This is a genomic window from Brenneria corticis, from assembly GCF_003115855.1.
GTDB lineage: Bacteria > Pseudomonadota > Gammaproteobacteria > Enterobacterales > Enterobacteriaceae > Brenneria > Brenneria corticis.
In genome coordinates this window covers 1-14,241 of record NZ_KZ819074.1, presented here as the reverse complement: position 1 = coordinate 14,241, position 14,241 = coordinate 1, and the positions used below count along the sequence as shown (strand labels likewise).

General features: G+C 53.4%; 12 protein-coding genes. 7 read left to right on the top strand and 5 right to left on the bottom strand.

What is annotated here, in order from left to right; translation table 11 throughout:
- Nucleotides 1-9: 9 nt before the first annotated feature.
- Complete coding sequence (locus DDT56_RS05155) at nt 10-1,317, bottom strand: MFS transporter (RefSeq protein WP_136165430.1); 1,308 nt, start codon at nt 1,315-1,317, stop codon at nt 10-12.
- Between the two features lie 302 nt (nt 1,318-1,619).
- Complete coding sequence (locus DDT56_RS05150; RefSeq protein WP_136165429.1) at nt 1,620-2,411, bottom strand: triose-phosphate isomerase; 792 nt, start codon at nt 2,409-2,411, stop codon at nt 1,620-1,622.
- Nucleotides 2,412-2,758: 347 nt separating this feature from the next.
- Here DDT56_RS05150 and DDT56_RS05145 point away from each other — a divergent pair, with 347 nt between their 5' ends.
- Nucleotides 2,759-3,721, top strand: coding sequence for a sugar-binding transcriptional regulator (locus DDT56_RS05145; protein WP_136165428.1), 963 nt, complete (start codon nt 2,759-2,761; stop codon nt 3,719-3,721).
- Nucleotides 3,722-3,757: 36 nt separating this feature from the next.
- Here DDT56_RS05145 and DDT56_RS05140 read toward each other — a convergent pair whose 3' ends face one another.
- Entirely contained in the window at nt 3,758-4,474 is a 717-nt protein-coding gene (locus DDT56_RS05140) for a helix-turn-helix transcriptional regulator (protein ID WP_168197576.1), read from the bottom strand.
- 291 nt (nt 4,475-4,765) lie between these two features.
- Here DDT56_RS05140 and DDT56_RS05135 point away from each other — a divergent pair, with 291 nt between their 5' ends.
- From DDT56_RS05135 to maeB, 3 genes are all read left to right on the top strand, one after another.
- Nucleotides 4,766-6,130, top strand: a complete 1,365-nt coding sequence (locus DDT56_RS05135; RefSeq protein ID WP_136165426.1) for a glycoside-pentoside-hexuronide (GPH):cation symporter — start codon at nt 4,766-4,768, stop codon at nt 6,128-6,130.
- 43 nt (nt 6,131-6,173) lie between these two features.
- Nucleotides 6,174-7,496, top strand: coding sequence for a glycoside hydrolase family 30 protein (locus DDT56_RS05130; protein ID WP_136165425.1), 1,323 nt, complete (start codon nt 6,174-6,176; stop codon nt 7,494-7,496).
- A 257-nt stretch (nt 7,497-7,753) separates the two neighbouring features.
- The gene (gene maeB, locus DDT56_RS05125; RefSeq protein ID WP_136165424.1) at nt 7,754-10,033 is read left to right on the top strand and encodes an NADP-dependent oxaloacetate-decarboxylating malate dehydrogenase; all 2,280 of its coding nucleotides are present in this window, start codon (nt 7,754-7,756) and stop codon (nt 10,031-10,033) included.
- A gap of 74 nt (nt 10,034-10,107) precedes the next feature.
- On the opposite strand, the gene DDT56_RS05120 is transcribed toward maeB, so the two are convergent.
- Together DDT56_RS05120 and hemF are read right to left on the bottom strand one after the other, a co-directional pair.
- Nucleotides 10,108-10,554, bottom strand: coding sequence for a YaiI/YqxD family protein (locus tag DDT56_RS05120; protein WP_009114326.1), 447 nt, complete (start codon nt 10,552-10,554; stop codon nt 10,108-10,110).
- Nucleotides 10,554-11,483, bottom strand: coding sequence for an oxygen-dependent coproporphyrinogen oxidase (gene hemF / locus DDT56_RS05115; RefSeq protein WP_136165423.1), 930 nt, complete (start codon nt 11,481-11,483; stop codon nt 10,554-10,556). The genes DDT56_RS05120 and hemF overlap by 1 nt, the downstream gene beginning before the upstream one ends.
- 186 nt (nt 11,484-11,669) lie before the next feature.
- Here hemF and DDT56_RS05110 point away from each other — a divergent pair, with 186 nt between their 5' ends.
- The 3 genes from DDT56_RS05110 to DDT56_RS05100 all read left to right on the top strand — a co-directional run bounded on the left by DDT56_RS05110 (nt 11,670) and on the right by DDT56_RS05100 (nt 13,970).
- Nucleotides 11,670-12,095, top strand: coding sequence for a GNAT family acetyltransferase (locus DDT56_RS05110; RefSeq protein ID WP_009114324.1), 426 nt, complete (start codon nt 11,670-11,672; stop codon nt 12,093-12,095).
- A 173-nt stretch (nt 12,096-12,268) separates the two neighbouring features.
- A complete protein-coding gene (locus tag DDT56_RS05105) occupies nt 12,269-12,856 on the top strand; it encodes an RpoE-regulated lipoprotein (RefSeq protein ID WP_136165422.1) in 588 nt (195 codons plus the stop codon).
- A 214-nt stretch (nt 12,857-13,070) separates the two neighbouring features.
- Nucleotides 13,071-13,970, top strand: coding sequence for a Dyp-type peroxidase (locus tag DDT56_RS05100; RefSeq protein WP_136165421.1), 900 nt, complete (start codon nt 13,071-13,073; stop codon nt 13,968-13,970).
- Nucleotides 13,971-14,241: the final 271 nt, after the last annotated feature.

Sequence of the window (14,241 nt, the reverse complement as noted above, 5' to 3'; positions counted from 1 at the left end):
CTACCTCCATCAGGCTATCGGTTCATCCAAGGTGAGGATGATGAGGAAACCGAGCAGGGCGGCACTGCCGAAATAGATAAACACCGAGTTATAGGTTACGAATTTATCCAGTAGCAATCCTGCGATTATCGGGGCAAAAAAGCCGCCCAGATTCCCGCAACTGTTAATCAGAGAAATGGCGACCGGGTAAGTGGTGTTTGTGGTGAGTCCCATGGGATACGCGGTGAATGAAGGCCAACCGACATTGATGAGAAAACCGACCAGGAATAGGCTGGAGGCGACAGCCGGAATATTGTTTGGGATAGAGATCAGCACCACCATCATTATCGCAGTGGATAATGCGGTAAGCAGCATCATGGGCTTACGCTGACGGATTCTGTCCGATAGCCAGCCACCAAAAACGCATCCGACTAATCCGCCAATCCACGGTGAGGAAGCGATCAGCCCCATCTTTATAAAAGAGAAGCCTTTTTCATTCACCAGATAAGAAGGGATCCAGGTTAAAAGGCCATACAGCACGCTGACCATCATAAAGTAGGCCAGACAGTTGCCCCAGATATTCCATGAACAGAACACCTGCCGGTTGGTGCTGATCGGATCGATCACTTTCATTTTGAACCAGCGGGACAGCGGGGCTGGTTTGTGTGCCTTAGCCTGTGTTGTCTGATCTTCTCCTCGAATATAAGCCAACTCGGTTGCTGATATATATTTGCTGTCTTCGGGTTTGCTACGCACGTATTTATGCCATATCAGCGCCATCAAAATACCTGGAATTGCGAAGGAGAAGAAAATCCATCGCCACCCATACTCCACGGCGATCCATACGCATAAAGGCGGGACAATAATCGGAGCGAACATGGTTGCGGCAATATAAATTCCTGTCGCGGTGGCCTTTTCCCGAGGTGGAAACCAGTTATTCACCGTGGAGGTTAGTCCAACCGGAATGGGGCCTTCGGTAATACCTAGACCAAAGCGGAAAATTTTTATCCCTAGTGCCGAAGAGGCGGTACCGATAAGCCATGTAAACAGCGAAAAACCCAGAATCGCCAGAGATACCAGACCTCGGGTGCCGTATTTGCCGCACCAAAAACCGGCTGGAATCTGTGAAATGGCATATCCCAGGAAAAACGTTCCCGCTAGTGTTCCGGCTTCAAAATTGCTTAAACCAAACTCTTTGCTGATGAACGGTAGTGCCACGCCTATATTGGTTCGATCGGCCAGATTAACGGCGCAGACGAAAAAAATTATCGTCATCACAACCCAGCGATAGCGGCTACGGGGGCCAGCTATTGGTTTGGTGGTTGTCATGTTGGACATGTCAAATACCTCATTTTTATCGTAGGGAGAGGTTGTTCAAAAGATCACTTTAATAACTTTTGTTCGGTGTTTTTATCGCTTAAAAGTTCACCGTTTAAATTGATGAAGATCGCATTTCCGTACTTAATATTACGAAATATCGGTATTTTTTATAAAAGGTGTGTGCCAGGTTGGGGATGTGAACAAAAGCACATGTTGCTAGTTTTTTTGTTCAAATGATATTTATTTGGTCAAATGATGGCTGGCATGAATGAGGAGCCCGCATTCGCATCGTCAATTCGATACGAATGCATTGATGATATTCAGGTTGGGGAAACGGTAAGCGAGTCATTGATAAGGCGTAAAATATGGCAGAATCCATCGGCATGCCAGGCCGATCGGCCAATGAAGAGTCCGTCTATGTTGATTTCTGACAATAACGAGAGGCAGTTTTCAGGGTTAACGCTACCGCCATAAAGCAATGGGATTGATTGGCTGACGGTGTTTCCGAATAAAGTATTCAACGTCTGGCGTAAGGCGTAGTGCACTTCCTGCGCCTGTTGTGGCGTGGCGGGCGTACCATTTTCTCCGATAGCCCAAATAGGCTCGTAAGCGATAATGATATTTTTTGCCTGTTCGGCAGGCGCTAAACTTAGCGCCGCTTTTAACTGGCGAATAACGACTTCTTTTGAACATCCCCACTGCTTTTCCTGCTGACTGTCGCCGATGCAGATCAGCGGTCTGAGTTGATGTCGTAATGCTGCCTGTACTTTCAGGGCGATACATGCATCGGTTTCACCAAAGTATTCCCGCCGTTCCGAATGACCTAATTCGACCATTATTGCACCGCAATCCTTTACCATTAACGGAGAGATCTCTCCGGTATACGCGCCGCTATCGGCAAAATGCATATTTTGCACGCCCGTCAGACAGTGAATATGATTTCGGTTCAGATATGTGGTGACGTCTCGAACACAGGTAAACGGTGGAATGATAAATGGTTGAATTTTCGAGGTGATCCCACTCATTTGCTGACACAGGGTTTCACTAAATGACAGGGCTTGTGCGAGTGTTTTGTTCATCTTCCAACTCGTGCCAATCAATATCGGGTTCATCAGGCTTTACTCCATGATCAGATGGTTGTGCATTTGTTTTAATTCTGAACTAATGATGAGGTTATTTTTCACGAGTGATTCACACTTTAGCGAGCGTGGGTACAAAATATAGCCAATAAACCTTGTGACAAATGTTCAGTGACTGTTATATATGTCAACTGTGCCGCCTCATTGGCGTGGCTTGTTTATCCATCAACTTTTGGTCAGCAGCCATTGCTGTTGTCTTTACGTTGCTGTGTCTATCAGGTCAAAACAGTGACAAGAGGTCATCGGCAAACAGTGCTTTTGCGCTAAGATGGTTTGGCATTGATTCCGAGCAGGATATTACAGGAGGGCATTTTTACCGGATGGAAAAGCAACCAGGATCTCAGGATAACGAACTGCTGACTGAAATTGCCGTAGCCTATTATCAGGACGAAATTACTCAGGAAGAGATCGCGAAGAAGTTCGGCATTTCACGCATCAAGGTTGGTCGTTTGCTCAAACGGGCAAAGGAGGAGGGGATTGTTGAAATTACCGTACGCTATCATCCGGTATTCAGTACCCGCCTTGAACAGCAAATGCTGGAGCGTTTTCCCATAAAACGGGCTTTGATTGCGTTGGATTACCAGGATGAAGAAGAACAGCGGCGTCAGGTCGCTGCGCTGGTTTCCAACCATCTGGCGCTGACCCTAAAGGATGGCACGGTAGTGGCCGTCGGGCAGGGGCGCAATGTCGCGGCCGTGGCCGATCACGTCAGTAATGTGGTTGAGCGTAACTGTCGCTTTATCTGCGGTATCGGGGGGACGCATCGCCCCGGCGATGCCATCAACGCCGACCACATTAGTCGGCGTCTGGCGAAGAAATTCGGCGGCAGCAGCGAAACGCTTTATTCCCCGGCCTATGTCGAGAATCGGGCGCTGAAAGACGCGTTTATGCAAAACGGCACCATTAAGGAAACGCTGGATCGGGCGCGCAAAGCGGATATTGCGCTGGTGGGAATTGGCGATATGAACGAAAACAGCTATATGGTGAAGCTGGGTTGGTTTACGCCGCATGAGATTATCGATGCGAGCCTCAATCAGGGCGTTATTGGCGATATCGCCGGGTATGATTTCTTTAATGCGCAGGGGCAGCATGTCGATACGGTGATGAACGATCGGGTGATTGGCGTCAGCATCGAGGAATTGCATCAGATTCCCTGCGTTATCGCCATTGCCTCCGAAAATACCAAAGCGATGGCGATCCTTGGCGCGTTGCGCACCGGGGCGATCGATATTATCGCCACCAGCGCCGGGAATATCCGCACGATTTTAAACATGACGCAGTAATTCCTGTCAAAGCGCCGCTTGCCTGTATCCTGAAATCTATTGGGTATAGATATTCTCTTTGAATTTTTTCGGCGACATGCCGACGATATGTTTAAAACGAGCGCAGAAATAAGCGCAGTCGGTGAAGCTGGCCTGGTAGGCAATGTCGGAAACGTTGAGATCGGAATTGATAAGTAAATCGATGGCGAGGGAGATTTTTCTTTTCAGCATAAACTCCTTGAACGTTTGCCCGAATGCCTGTTTGAAGGTGCGGGAAAAGTAGGAGTCGGACCAGCCGCACCGGAGAGCGGCCTGAGCGACGCTGATGGCATAGTTTTTTTGTTCATCGATCTGTTGCACCAGGCCGATCAGCCTGGTTATTGCCGGGTGGCGGAATAACGCCGGGTTTGGCGTTAAATCCATCGTCAATTTTGAGGTGACGAAAATCACGATGGAGTGCAGCAAACTCGACTGTAGGGTTGTGGCCGACGCCGATTTTTCGCTCGCCCAGCAGAAGAGCGTCTCCAGGCGTGACGCTTCATTCTCATCCAGATACATCACCATCGGCTGGATACGTTGGATCGGTTTAACCGGCAAGTGCATTTCTTCCAGCCAGCTTTCCTCATATTGCAGTAAGTAGCGTAAATGTTTGGCGTAAGACGTCAGTATCATTTCATGCATAAAAAGCGTGGGTACGTAAACCAGGGTATTATTTTTTATCGGGTATGCCCGGTCCTGGATAACAAAGGTGCCGCTGGCGCGTCTGAACCACATAATCTCACTCATTACATGAAAATGCGTTACGGCGTAGCACCCGGCAAACGAGGGGATGTTATATCGACGTAATGTGAAACGTTCACCTAAGGTGACGGGAATATTTTCAAAAATGGGATATGGCTCACTCATCAGGTTCAGATTCCTTATGTAATTGCCCCGGTTTATTTCTATATACGCCACAAATTATGGAATAAATTATTCGTTAAAAATGTGGTGAGGTTATAAATATACAATAATTGAACGTAATGGAAGTATCAGAACAATAATATTTTTTCTGAGGGGATAATCATGTCTTCTGTAACGCCTACGTCTTCAATAAAATTATCGATAAAAGAAAAAATAAGTTACGGGCTGGGGGATGCCGGTTGTAATTTAGTCTGGCAAACGGTCATGTTATTTATGGCCTATTTTTATACGGATATTTACGGGCTGTCGCCCGCGCATATGGGCACCATGTTTCTTGCGGTAAGGGTCATCGATGCGGTCGCCGATGTTTTAATGGGAGCGGTGGCAGACCGAACTCGTAGCCGTTTCGGCCAATTCAGACCTTATTTACTGTGGTTCGCCATTCCTTTCGGCGTGCTGTGCGCATTAACGTTTTATACGCCGGATTTCGGCTACGCCGGCAAACTGGTTTACGCTTATACGTCGTATATCCTGCTTTCGCTGGTTTATACTGCGGTGAATGTTCCCTATTGCGCGATGGTGAATAACCTGTCGGATGATTCACGCGAGCGGGTGTCATTGCAATCGTACCGGTTTGCGTTCAGCGGGCTGGGCGGACTGTTTGTTTCGATGTCGGCCTTGCCGCTGGTGGCATATTTGGGGCAGGAAGATAAGCAGCAAGGCTATTTTATGACGATGCTTATCATGGGGGTGCTGAGCGTTATTTTATTATTTACCTGTTTTAAAAATACCCGTGAACGCCATATCGCTGCTCTGGATCCTGAGCCGGCGGGTATCTGGAAAGACCTGACGTGTTTATATGCCAATAAAGACTGGCGCATTATGTTTACCTTGAATGTGGTGAACCTGATTGCGGTAATTTTTAAAGGCGGGGTGGCGATGTATTATGTAAATAGCGTAATGAAACGCCCTGACCTGGCTACGCCTTTATTATCATTGATATTTTTGTCCGGCATTTTAGGCGCTCTTTTCTCCGCGGCTATTTTTAAAAATATCGATAAGGTAAAAGGCTTTAATTATTCCATGGGCATTGAGGGCGTATTGTTGATTATTCTGTTTTTTGCCAGTCCGCAAAGCCTATTTATTATATTCGGATTGGTCATTGTCATCAATTTTATTCAGTCGGCGGCGACCCCGTTACAGTGGAGCATGGTCAGCGACGTTGTTGATCTGGAGGAAAGCGTCAGCGGACGCCGTTTAAGCGGAATGGTGTTTTCGACGAATTTATTCGCCATTAAATTGGGTATTGCTATCGGCGGCGCGTTAATTGGCTGGCTGCTGGCATGGGGAGGATACGTTGGCGGCGGCGGTGAGCAAAACGCGCAGTCGGTTCTTACCATAAAGCTGCTTTTTACCTTGTTGCCCGCGCTGCTGGTATTTTCGCTGCTGCTGATTATGAAACGCTATTCACTCAATGATGAAAAGATAAAAGCAATAAAAGACAGAAAGATCGCAAGCTCGCTGTAATCACACAAAACCGCATAACCAAGTCGGAGTAGGAGAGGAAAAGATGGCATCAATTAGCTGGATTAGCAGTGACGACGCCCGGCAGTGGCAGGTCAATACCGCCGTTGCCACCGGCGCGCACCCCGTCAATTTGGTTGTGGGTGCGGCGGACGAAAGGGAAATCGAAGGATTCGGCGGCTGCTTTAATGAATTGGGTATGGCCGCGCTTGCGGCGTTGGATGATTCACAACGGGAAGCCATCTTTGACGATCTCTTTTCCCCCGACGGCGAGTGCCGGTTAAATATGGGGAGAATTCCCATCGGCGCCAGCGATTATGCACAGTCGTGGTATAGCCTCAACGAAACGCCGGACGATTACGCCATGCGGCATTTTTCCATCGCGCGGGATAAGACCTATTTGATCCCTTATATTCGCGCCGCACTGCAACGCCAGCCGGAAATGATTCTGTTTGGCTCGCCCTGGAGTCCGCCCACCTGGATGAAAACGCATCCGGTATATAACTATGGCCGCCTGCGCATGGACGACGCGACGCTGCGCGCCTATGCCCTCTATTTTCAGAAATTCATCGAGCACTATCGACAAGAAGGGATCCGGGTCGCTCAGGTTCATATTCAGAATGAGGTGGCGGCGGATCAGAAATTTCCGTCCTGTGTCTGGAGCGGTGAGCAACTGCGTCGTTTTATCGCCGATTATCTCGGCCCCCGACTGGCGAAACATCTGCCTGATACCGAAATCTGGTTGGGAACCATCAATGCGCCGGCATTTATGCAAGAGGTGGGGGAAGATTACGATGATTACGCCAACTATGTTCTGAGCGATAAAACCGCGTATTCCCATCTTTCCGGCGTGGGCTATCAATGGGCCGGGAAAAATGCGATCCAGAGAACGGTGGAAAGCTACCCCGAGTTGCGCTATTACCAGACGGAAAATGAGTGCGGTGACGGAAAAAACCAGTGGTCTTACGCGCACTACGTATTCGGGCTGTTCCGCCACTATCTGGTGAACGGCGCCAACGGCTACTTCTACTGGAATATGGTGCTGGAAAACGGCGGTGAAAGTTCCTGGGGCTGGAAACAGAACAGCATGATTTCCATTGATAAACAGCAAAAGAGCGTCACCTATAACCCGGAATATTATGTGATGCGCCATTTTTCCGCACTGGTGCGCCGGGGAGCGCGTCGCCGCACGTTAACCGGCAGCATGAGCGGCAATGCGGTGGCGTTTGAAAATCCGGACAACAGTATCGTGGTGAATATCAACAATGCGTTTACGTCGCCGCGGGAGCTGAATATCGCCTGGCAAGGTCAAACGCTGCACTTTGATCTGGCGCCGAATTCGATTAACTCTTTTATTTTTCTGCCGTAACGCACATCGGCTGAACGGCGGGATGCGTCTGGTCGATGGGTACAGGCGCCGGTGATTTCCTCCGCCCGATACGCTTTTGCCGCCGGGAGCCCGCGCCGGCGGCAAAAGCGAGTTGTAAATTAATTATATTAACTATATTAAGCGAATTTAAATCCCGCTTTTTGCCGCCCTTCAAAGTTTAACAAACTACACACATTATACTGGCCCCTTGTAGCCTCATTAATTCTCCATAACGAAAATAGGTAAAGGGTGTAACAATGGACGATCAATTGAAACAGAGCGCATTGGATTTTCATCAGTTTCCGGTTCCAGGGAAAATTCAAGTCTCGCCGACGAAACCGTTGGCTACCCAGCGCGATCTGGCGCTGGCCTATTCTCCCGGCGTTGCGGCCCCTTGTCTTGAAATTGCCGAGGATCCGCTGGCAGCCTATAAATATACCGCGCGCGGCAATCTGGTGGCGGTGATCTCCAACGGCACCGCCGTGCTCGGCCTCGGTAATATCGGGGCGCTGGCCGGCAAGCCGGTGATGGAGGGTAAGGGCGTTCTGTTTAAGAAGTTCTCCGGCATCGATGTATTCGATATTGAAGTAGACGAATTGGATCCAGATAAACTGATCGACGTTGTCGCCGCGCTGGAGCCGACGTTCGGCGGCATCAATCTGGAAGATATCAAGGCGCCGGAATGCTTCTATATCGAGAAAAAACTGCGCGAGCGCATGAAAATTCCGGTGTTCCACGACGACCAGCACGGCACCGCCATTATCTGTACCGCCGCGGTGCTGAACGGCCTGCGCGTGGTGGAGAAAAACATTTCCGATGTGCGTCTGGTGGTTTCCGGCGCCGGCGCGGCGTCCATCGCCTGTCTGAATCTGCTGGTGGCGCTGGGCCTTCAGAAGCACAACATTGTCGTCTGTGATTCGCGCGGGGTGATTTACCAAGGCCGTGATGAAAATATGGAGGAAACCAAAGCGGCCTACGCCGTTGAGGATAACGGCACGCGCAAGCTGGCGGACGTGATCCCCGACGCCGATATTTTCCTCGGCTGTTCCGGTCCGGGGGTATTGACGCCGGATATGGTGAAAACCATGGCGCCGCGCCCGCTGATCCTGGCGCTGGCCAACCCGGAGCCGGAAATTCTGCCGCCGCTGGCGAAAGCAGTGCGCCCGGACGCCATTATCTGCACCGGCCGTTCGGACTATCCGAACCAGGTGAACAACGTGCTGTGTTTCCCGTTCATCTTCCGCGGCGCGCTGGATGTGGGCGCCACCACCATCAATGAAGAGATGAAGCTGGCGTGTGTGCATGCCATCGCCAATCTGGCGCTGGCGGAACAGAGCGAAGTGGTGGCTTCCGCCTATGGCGATCAGGACCTGTCGTTCGGACCGGAGTATCTGATTCCGAAACCGTTCGATCCGCGTCTGATTATCAAAATCGCGCCGGCGGTGGCGAAAGCGGCGATGGAGTCCGGCGTGGCGACGCGGCCGATCGAGGATTTCGACGTCTATATCGAGAAACTCACCCAGTTCGTCTATAAAACCAACCTGTTTATGAAGCCGATTTTCTCCCAGGCGCGTCAGCAGCCGCGCCGCGTGGTGCTGGCCGAAGGGGAAGATCCGCGCGTACTGCATGCGACGCAGGAACTGGTGACCCTGGGGCTGGCGTTCCCGATATTGATCGGCCGTCCGAACGTTATCGAAATGCGTTTGCAGAAGCTGGGCCTGCAGCTGACCATCGGCAAAGACTTTGAGGTGGTCAATAACGAATCCGATCCGCGCTTCAAAGAGTACTGGAGCGAATATTTCGAGATCATGAAGCGCCGCGGCATATCGCAGGAAAAGGCGCAGCGCGAGGTTATCGGCAATCCGACCCTGATCGGTTCCATTATGGTGCTGCGCGGCGAGGCGGACGCGCTGATCTGCGGCACCATCGGCACCTACGAAGAGCATTTCGACGTGGTGGAGAAAGTGTTCGGCTACCGCGACGGCGTGCACGTGGCCGGCGCGATGAACGCGCTGATGCTGCCGAGCGGGAATACGTTTATCGCCGATACCTACGTCAACTCCGATCCTACGCCGGAGCAACTGGCCGAAATTACCCTGATGGCGGCGGACACCGTGCGTCGTTTCGGCATTGAGCCGAAGGTCGCCCTGCTGTCGCATTCGAGCTTCGGCACTTCTGATTCGCCCACCGCACAGAAGATGCGCGCAACGCTGGCGCTGGTGAACAAACTGGCGCCGGAGCTGGAAATCGACGGCGAGATGCACGGCGACGCCGCGCTGGTGGAAGCGATCCGCCGCGAGCAGATGCCGGACAGCCCGCTGAAAGGGTCGGCCAATATCCTGATTATGCCGAATATGGAAGCGGCGCGTATCAGCTATAACCTGCTGCGCGTGTCGTCCTCGGAAGGCGTGACGGTCGGTCCGGTGCTGATGGGCGTGTCCAAACCGGTGCATATCCTGACGCCCATCGCCTCGGTGCGCCGTATCGTCAACATGGTGGCGCTGGCGGTGGTTGAGGCGCAAACCCAGCCGCTGTAATCTGCCTGAGCTAAAAAAGCCCGCGGGAGTATGCGCTCCGGCGGGCTTTTTTTATCTTGCCTTTTAATCTTGCCTTAGGTGGCTTGCCGCAGCCATTTATCCAGTTCGTTGGCGAACTGCTGGCGGTCGCGCTGATTGAGGGTCGCCGGTCCGCCGGTTTGTATGCCGCTGGCGCGCATGGTATCCATAAAATCACGCATGTTCAGCCGTTCGCGGATGGTGTCCGGGGTATATCGCTCGCCGCGCGGATTCAGCGCCACGCCGCCTTTTTCGATCACTTCCGCCGCCAGCGGGATATCGCTGGTGACCACCAGGTCGCCCGCTTCAACCCGGCGCACGATTTCGTTATCCGCGACGTCAAAACCGGCGGCCACCCGCAGCGTGCGGATAAAGCGCGACGGCGGTACTTTTAATGCCTGATTGGCCACCAGCGTGGTTTGCGTCGCCGTTCTTTCCGCGGCGCGAAACAGCACCTCTTTGATGACGTTGGGGCAGGCGTCGGCATCGACCCAAATCTGCATTACTCGGTTACTCCGCTGTTGTTGTCATCAAGCCAATCCCTGACGGGTAAAAAGTCCCGGTACAGCGCGGCTTCGGGGCTGTCGGGTTGTGGTTGATACTGATATTCCCAGCGCGCCAGCGGCGGCATGGACATTAAAATCGACTCGGCGCGCCCGCCGCTTTGCAGCCCGAACAGCGTACCGCGATCCCATACCAGATTGAACTCCACATAGCGTCCGCGGCGATAAAGCTGAAATTCGCGCTCGCGCTCGCCCCACGGCAGGTTTTTGCGCCGTTCGACAATCGGCAGATAGGCAGGCGCGAATCCGTTGCCGACGGCGCGGATAAAGGCGAAGCAGGTCGCGAAATCGGGCGTATTCAGATCGTCGAAAAACAAGCCGCCGATGCCCCGGGCTTCGTTACGGTGCCTGAGATAAAAATAGTCGTCGCACCATTTCTTATAGCGCGGATAAACGTCCGCGCCGAAAGGCCGGCACAGATCGCGCGCGGTCTGGTGCCAGTGCACCGCGTCTTCCCTGAAGCCATAAAACGGCGTCAGATCGAAGCCGCCGCCGAACCACCATACCGCTTCTTTCCCCGGCTTTTCGGCAATGAAAAAGCGGACGTTGGCGTGAGCGGTGGGCACGTAGGGATTTTGCGGATGAATAACCAGCGAGACGCCCATCGCCTGATAGCTGCGGCCCGCCAGTTCGGGGCGGTGCGCGCTGGCGGACGGCGGCAATGCGCCGCCGGCGACGTGGGAAAAGTTGACGCCGGCGCGTTCGAATACCTTGCCGCCGGATAATACCCGGCTGCGTCCGCCGCCGCCTTCCGCGCGCTGCCAGCGGTCTTCATCAAAGTTCGCGGCGCCATCCGCGGCGGCGAGCTGCCGGCAGAGATCGTCCTGCAACGTGCGCAGAAAGGATATTACCGCCTGAATGTTCGGCATAGGCTAACGCTCTCGTGTCCTGGGTCGCTAAAGGCGCTCAGTATAACGATTATTGCCGTGTAATAAATAATATCCCCGTCGCTGAACTTGCCGGGGAATTTCCATGGCCCATGCGCAATTTGATATTGCGTCTGACAAAAATCACGCGATAATCAGACCTTACCTAATTGCACAGTGGTAAACGTGATGGAAATCCGCATATTCCGGCAAGATGACTTTGAAGAAGTGATCACCCTTTGGGAACGCTGCGATTTGCTGCGCCCGTGGAACGATCCCGAAATGGATATTGAACGCAAGCTGAACCACGGCGCCGATCTGTTTCTGGTGGCGGAAGTCGGCGGCGAAGTGGTGGGCTCCGTTATGGGCGGCTATGACGGCCATCGCGGCTCGGCCTATTATCTCGGCGTGCATCCGGATTTCCGCGGCCGGGGCATCGCCAATGCGCTGATCAGCCGCCTGGAGAAGAAACTCATCGCCCGCGGCTGCCCCAAAATCAACCTGATGGTGCGTGAAGATAACGACGCGGTGATCGGCATGTATGAAAAGCTGGATTACGAAATCGCCGACATCGTCACGCTGGGAAAACGGCTGATCGAGGATCAGGAGTACTGATCCGCCGCCCGATCCGCATCTTCTTATCAATGGCTCAGGACGGCTGGGCCTTCCCGCATTATTAAGCCCGATTATCCGCCGTTGCACGGCACTTTCCGGCGCTCTTGTACTCCAATTCACATCGGATTATAACGGCTGGAAAGCAAGGCCGACCAATATGAGGAATAAATGTCATGAGATTTCGCCCACTGTTGCTGGGATTACCGCTGATACTGACCGGATGCGCCGCCACGTCTGGTTTTTCCTGGTCCAGCCTGTCGCCGTTTAACTGGTTCGGCTCTTCGCTTCAGGTGTCGGACGCCGGCGTCGGCGATATCAATGCCGGAACGCCATTGTCCGAACCGGTGTTGCATAAGGCGCTGAACGGCAATTACCGCCTGCGCAGCGGAATGGGCACGGCAAACGGTCAACTGGTGGCGTTTTATCAGGCGCTGGACGGCGATGAGGTGAAGCTGACGATCAGCGGTCAGCCGAAGAGCAGCGTCCGGAAAGTGGAAGTCACGGATGCGGCCATCGACAGCGCGTGGGGCGTGAAGATCGGCGATGCCTTCAGCGACTCTTACAGCAAGGCGTTCGGCGCATGTCAGCCGGGGCAGGGCGACGACTCGCAAAGCGTCGAGTGTGCGGCGCCGCAGAGCAAACACGTCAGCTACCTGTTTTCCGGCGACTGGAGCGGGCCGGAAGGGTTGATGCCCCCTGACGACATTCTCAAAACATGGCGGGTGAGCAAGATCGTCTGGCATGCGCAGGCTCGCGATTGATCGCCTGGCGGGTGTCGCATCAGCGGCGGTAAGGGCTTCCCGGCCAAAAAACGATCTCCATAAGGCGCGAATGTGGCGTCTGTGACGATTTTGCGTTTAAGCAAAGTAAAAACCTCATTTCTTCCGGTATGATAGCGGTGCTGCGCAGACGGAATCGCAGCTAATTCCATCATAAATAACAACAAAGAAGCATGCTTAGATTGAGGAAGCACAGATGACACCAATTCAGAGCGGTATTTTGCCGGAGCATCGCCGTTTTGCCATCTTTATGGAAGCCATGGTCCAGGGGGAATTTGATGCCATTCGGCAGGGATGCAAAAAGTTTTGTCAGGCATTGACCGAACTGCAACAGCAGTTTCCCGATGCCGGTCTGGGCGCGGTGCTGGCGTTTGGCTGCGACGTGTGGCGCGATCTGGATTGCCAGAATTCCGCCCTGCAGCTCAAGTCTTTTACGCCGTTGGGCAAAGGGCTGGCGCCCGCCACCCAGCGCGACCTGCTGATTCATGTCCAGTCATTGCGCCACGACGTGAATTTCAGCCTGGCGCAGGCGGCGCTGGCAGCCTTTGGCGGCGCCATCCATGTGGAAGAGGAAATTCACGGCTTCCGCGGGGTTGAGGACCGCGATCTGAGCGGTTTTGTCGACGGGACGGAAAACCCGCAGGGCGACGATCGCCGCGGCGTGGCGATCATTCCCGACGACCAGCAGGATGCCGGGGGCAGCTATGTCTTTACCCAGCGCTGGGAGCACAATCTCAAGCAGTGGCAGCGCTTTAGCGTTGAACAGCAAGAGCAGATTATCGGCCGCACCAAGCAGGATAACGAAGAGCTTTCTTCCGAACAGCGTCCGGTTACCTCGCACGTCAGCCGCGTCGATTTAAAAGAAGACGGCAAGGGGTTGAAGATTCTGCGTCAAAGCCTGCCCTACGGCACGGCCAGCGGCAAGCACGGGCTTTATTTCATCGCCTACTGCGCCAACCTGCACAATATCGAGCAGCAGCTGCTGAGCATGTTTGGCGAACGGGACGGCAAGCGCGACGATATGCTGCGTTTCACCCGCGCGGTGAGCGGCAGCTACTTCTTCGCCCCGTCGCTGGAGCGCCTGCTGGCGCTGTAATCCCGGCCCAGTCGCTCCCGGAGGCGATTTGTTTTTTTAAGGTTTTCCTTCGCGTAAAAAATCGCGCTGAGGTGGGCGTGACCGCCGGGTGAGCGGCACGGACGCCGCGAAAGCCAGTGCCGCGCTGGGAGCGCGTCAATGGCGGCCCGACCAGCGGTCACGAACGCCGAAGGCATCGCGTAGCGACGCGATTTCGCGAAAAGCCCGGGGTCATGGGGCGGTGGCGACTGAGTAACCGTGTTGCCAGTCAAGCATTTTAATTGGTCGCCAC

What these genes read in the sequence shown, in the direction of transcription:
- DDT56_RS05120 (WP_009114326.1), bottom strand. Translation starts at nt 10,554, where the DNA reads ATGCAGATTTGGGTCGATGCCGACGCCTGCCCCAACGTCATCAAAGAG.
- DDT56_RS05105 (WP_136165422.1), top strand. Translation starts at nt 12,269, where the DNA reads ATGAGATTTCGCCCACTGTTGCTGGGATTACCGCTGATACTGACCGGA.
- maeB (WP_136165424.1), top strand. Translation starts at nt 7,754, where the DNA reads ATGGACGATCAATTGAAACAGAGCGCATTGGATTTTCATCAGTTTCCG.
- DDT56_RS05150 (WP_136165429.1), bottom strand. Translation starts at nt 2,411, where the DNA reads ATGAACCCGATATTGATTGGCACGAGTTGGAAGATGAACAAAACACTC.
- DDT56_RS05140 (WP_168197576.1), bottom strand. Translation starts at nt 4,474, where the DNA reads ATGTGGTTCAGACGCGCCAGCGGCACCTTTGTTATCCAGGACCGGGCA.
- DDT56_RS05130 (WP_136165425.1), top strand. Translation starts at nt 6,174, where the DNA reads ATGGCATCAATTAGCTGGATTAGCAGTGACGACGCCCGGCAGTGGCAG.
- DDT56_RS05155 (WP_136165430.1), bottom strand. Translation starts at nt 1,317, where the DNA reads ATGTCCAACATGACAACCACCAAACCAATAGCTGGCCCCCGTAGCCGC.
- DDT56_RS05135 (WP_136165426.1), top strand. Translation starts at nt 4,766, where the DNA reads ATGTCTTCTGTAACGCCTACGTCTTCAATAAAATTATCGATAAAAGAA.
- DDT56_RS05110 (WP_009114324.1), top strand. Translation starts at nt 11,670, where the DNA reads ATGGAAATCCGCATATTCCGGCAAGATGACTTTGAAGAAGTGATCACC.
- hemF (WP_136165423.1), bottom strand. Translation starts at nt 11,483, where the DNA reads ATGCCGAACATTCAGGCGGTAATATCCTTTCTGCGCACGTTGCAGGAC.
- DDT56_RS05145 (WP_136165428.1), top strand. Translation starts at nt 2,759, where the DNA reads ATGGAAAAGCAACCAGGATCTCAGGATAACGAACTGCTGACTGAAATT.
- DDT56_RS05100 (WP_136165421.1), top strand. Translation starts at nt 13,071, where the DNA reads ATGACACCAATTCAGAGCGGTATTTTGCCGGAGCATCGCCGTTTTGCC.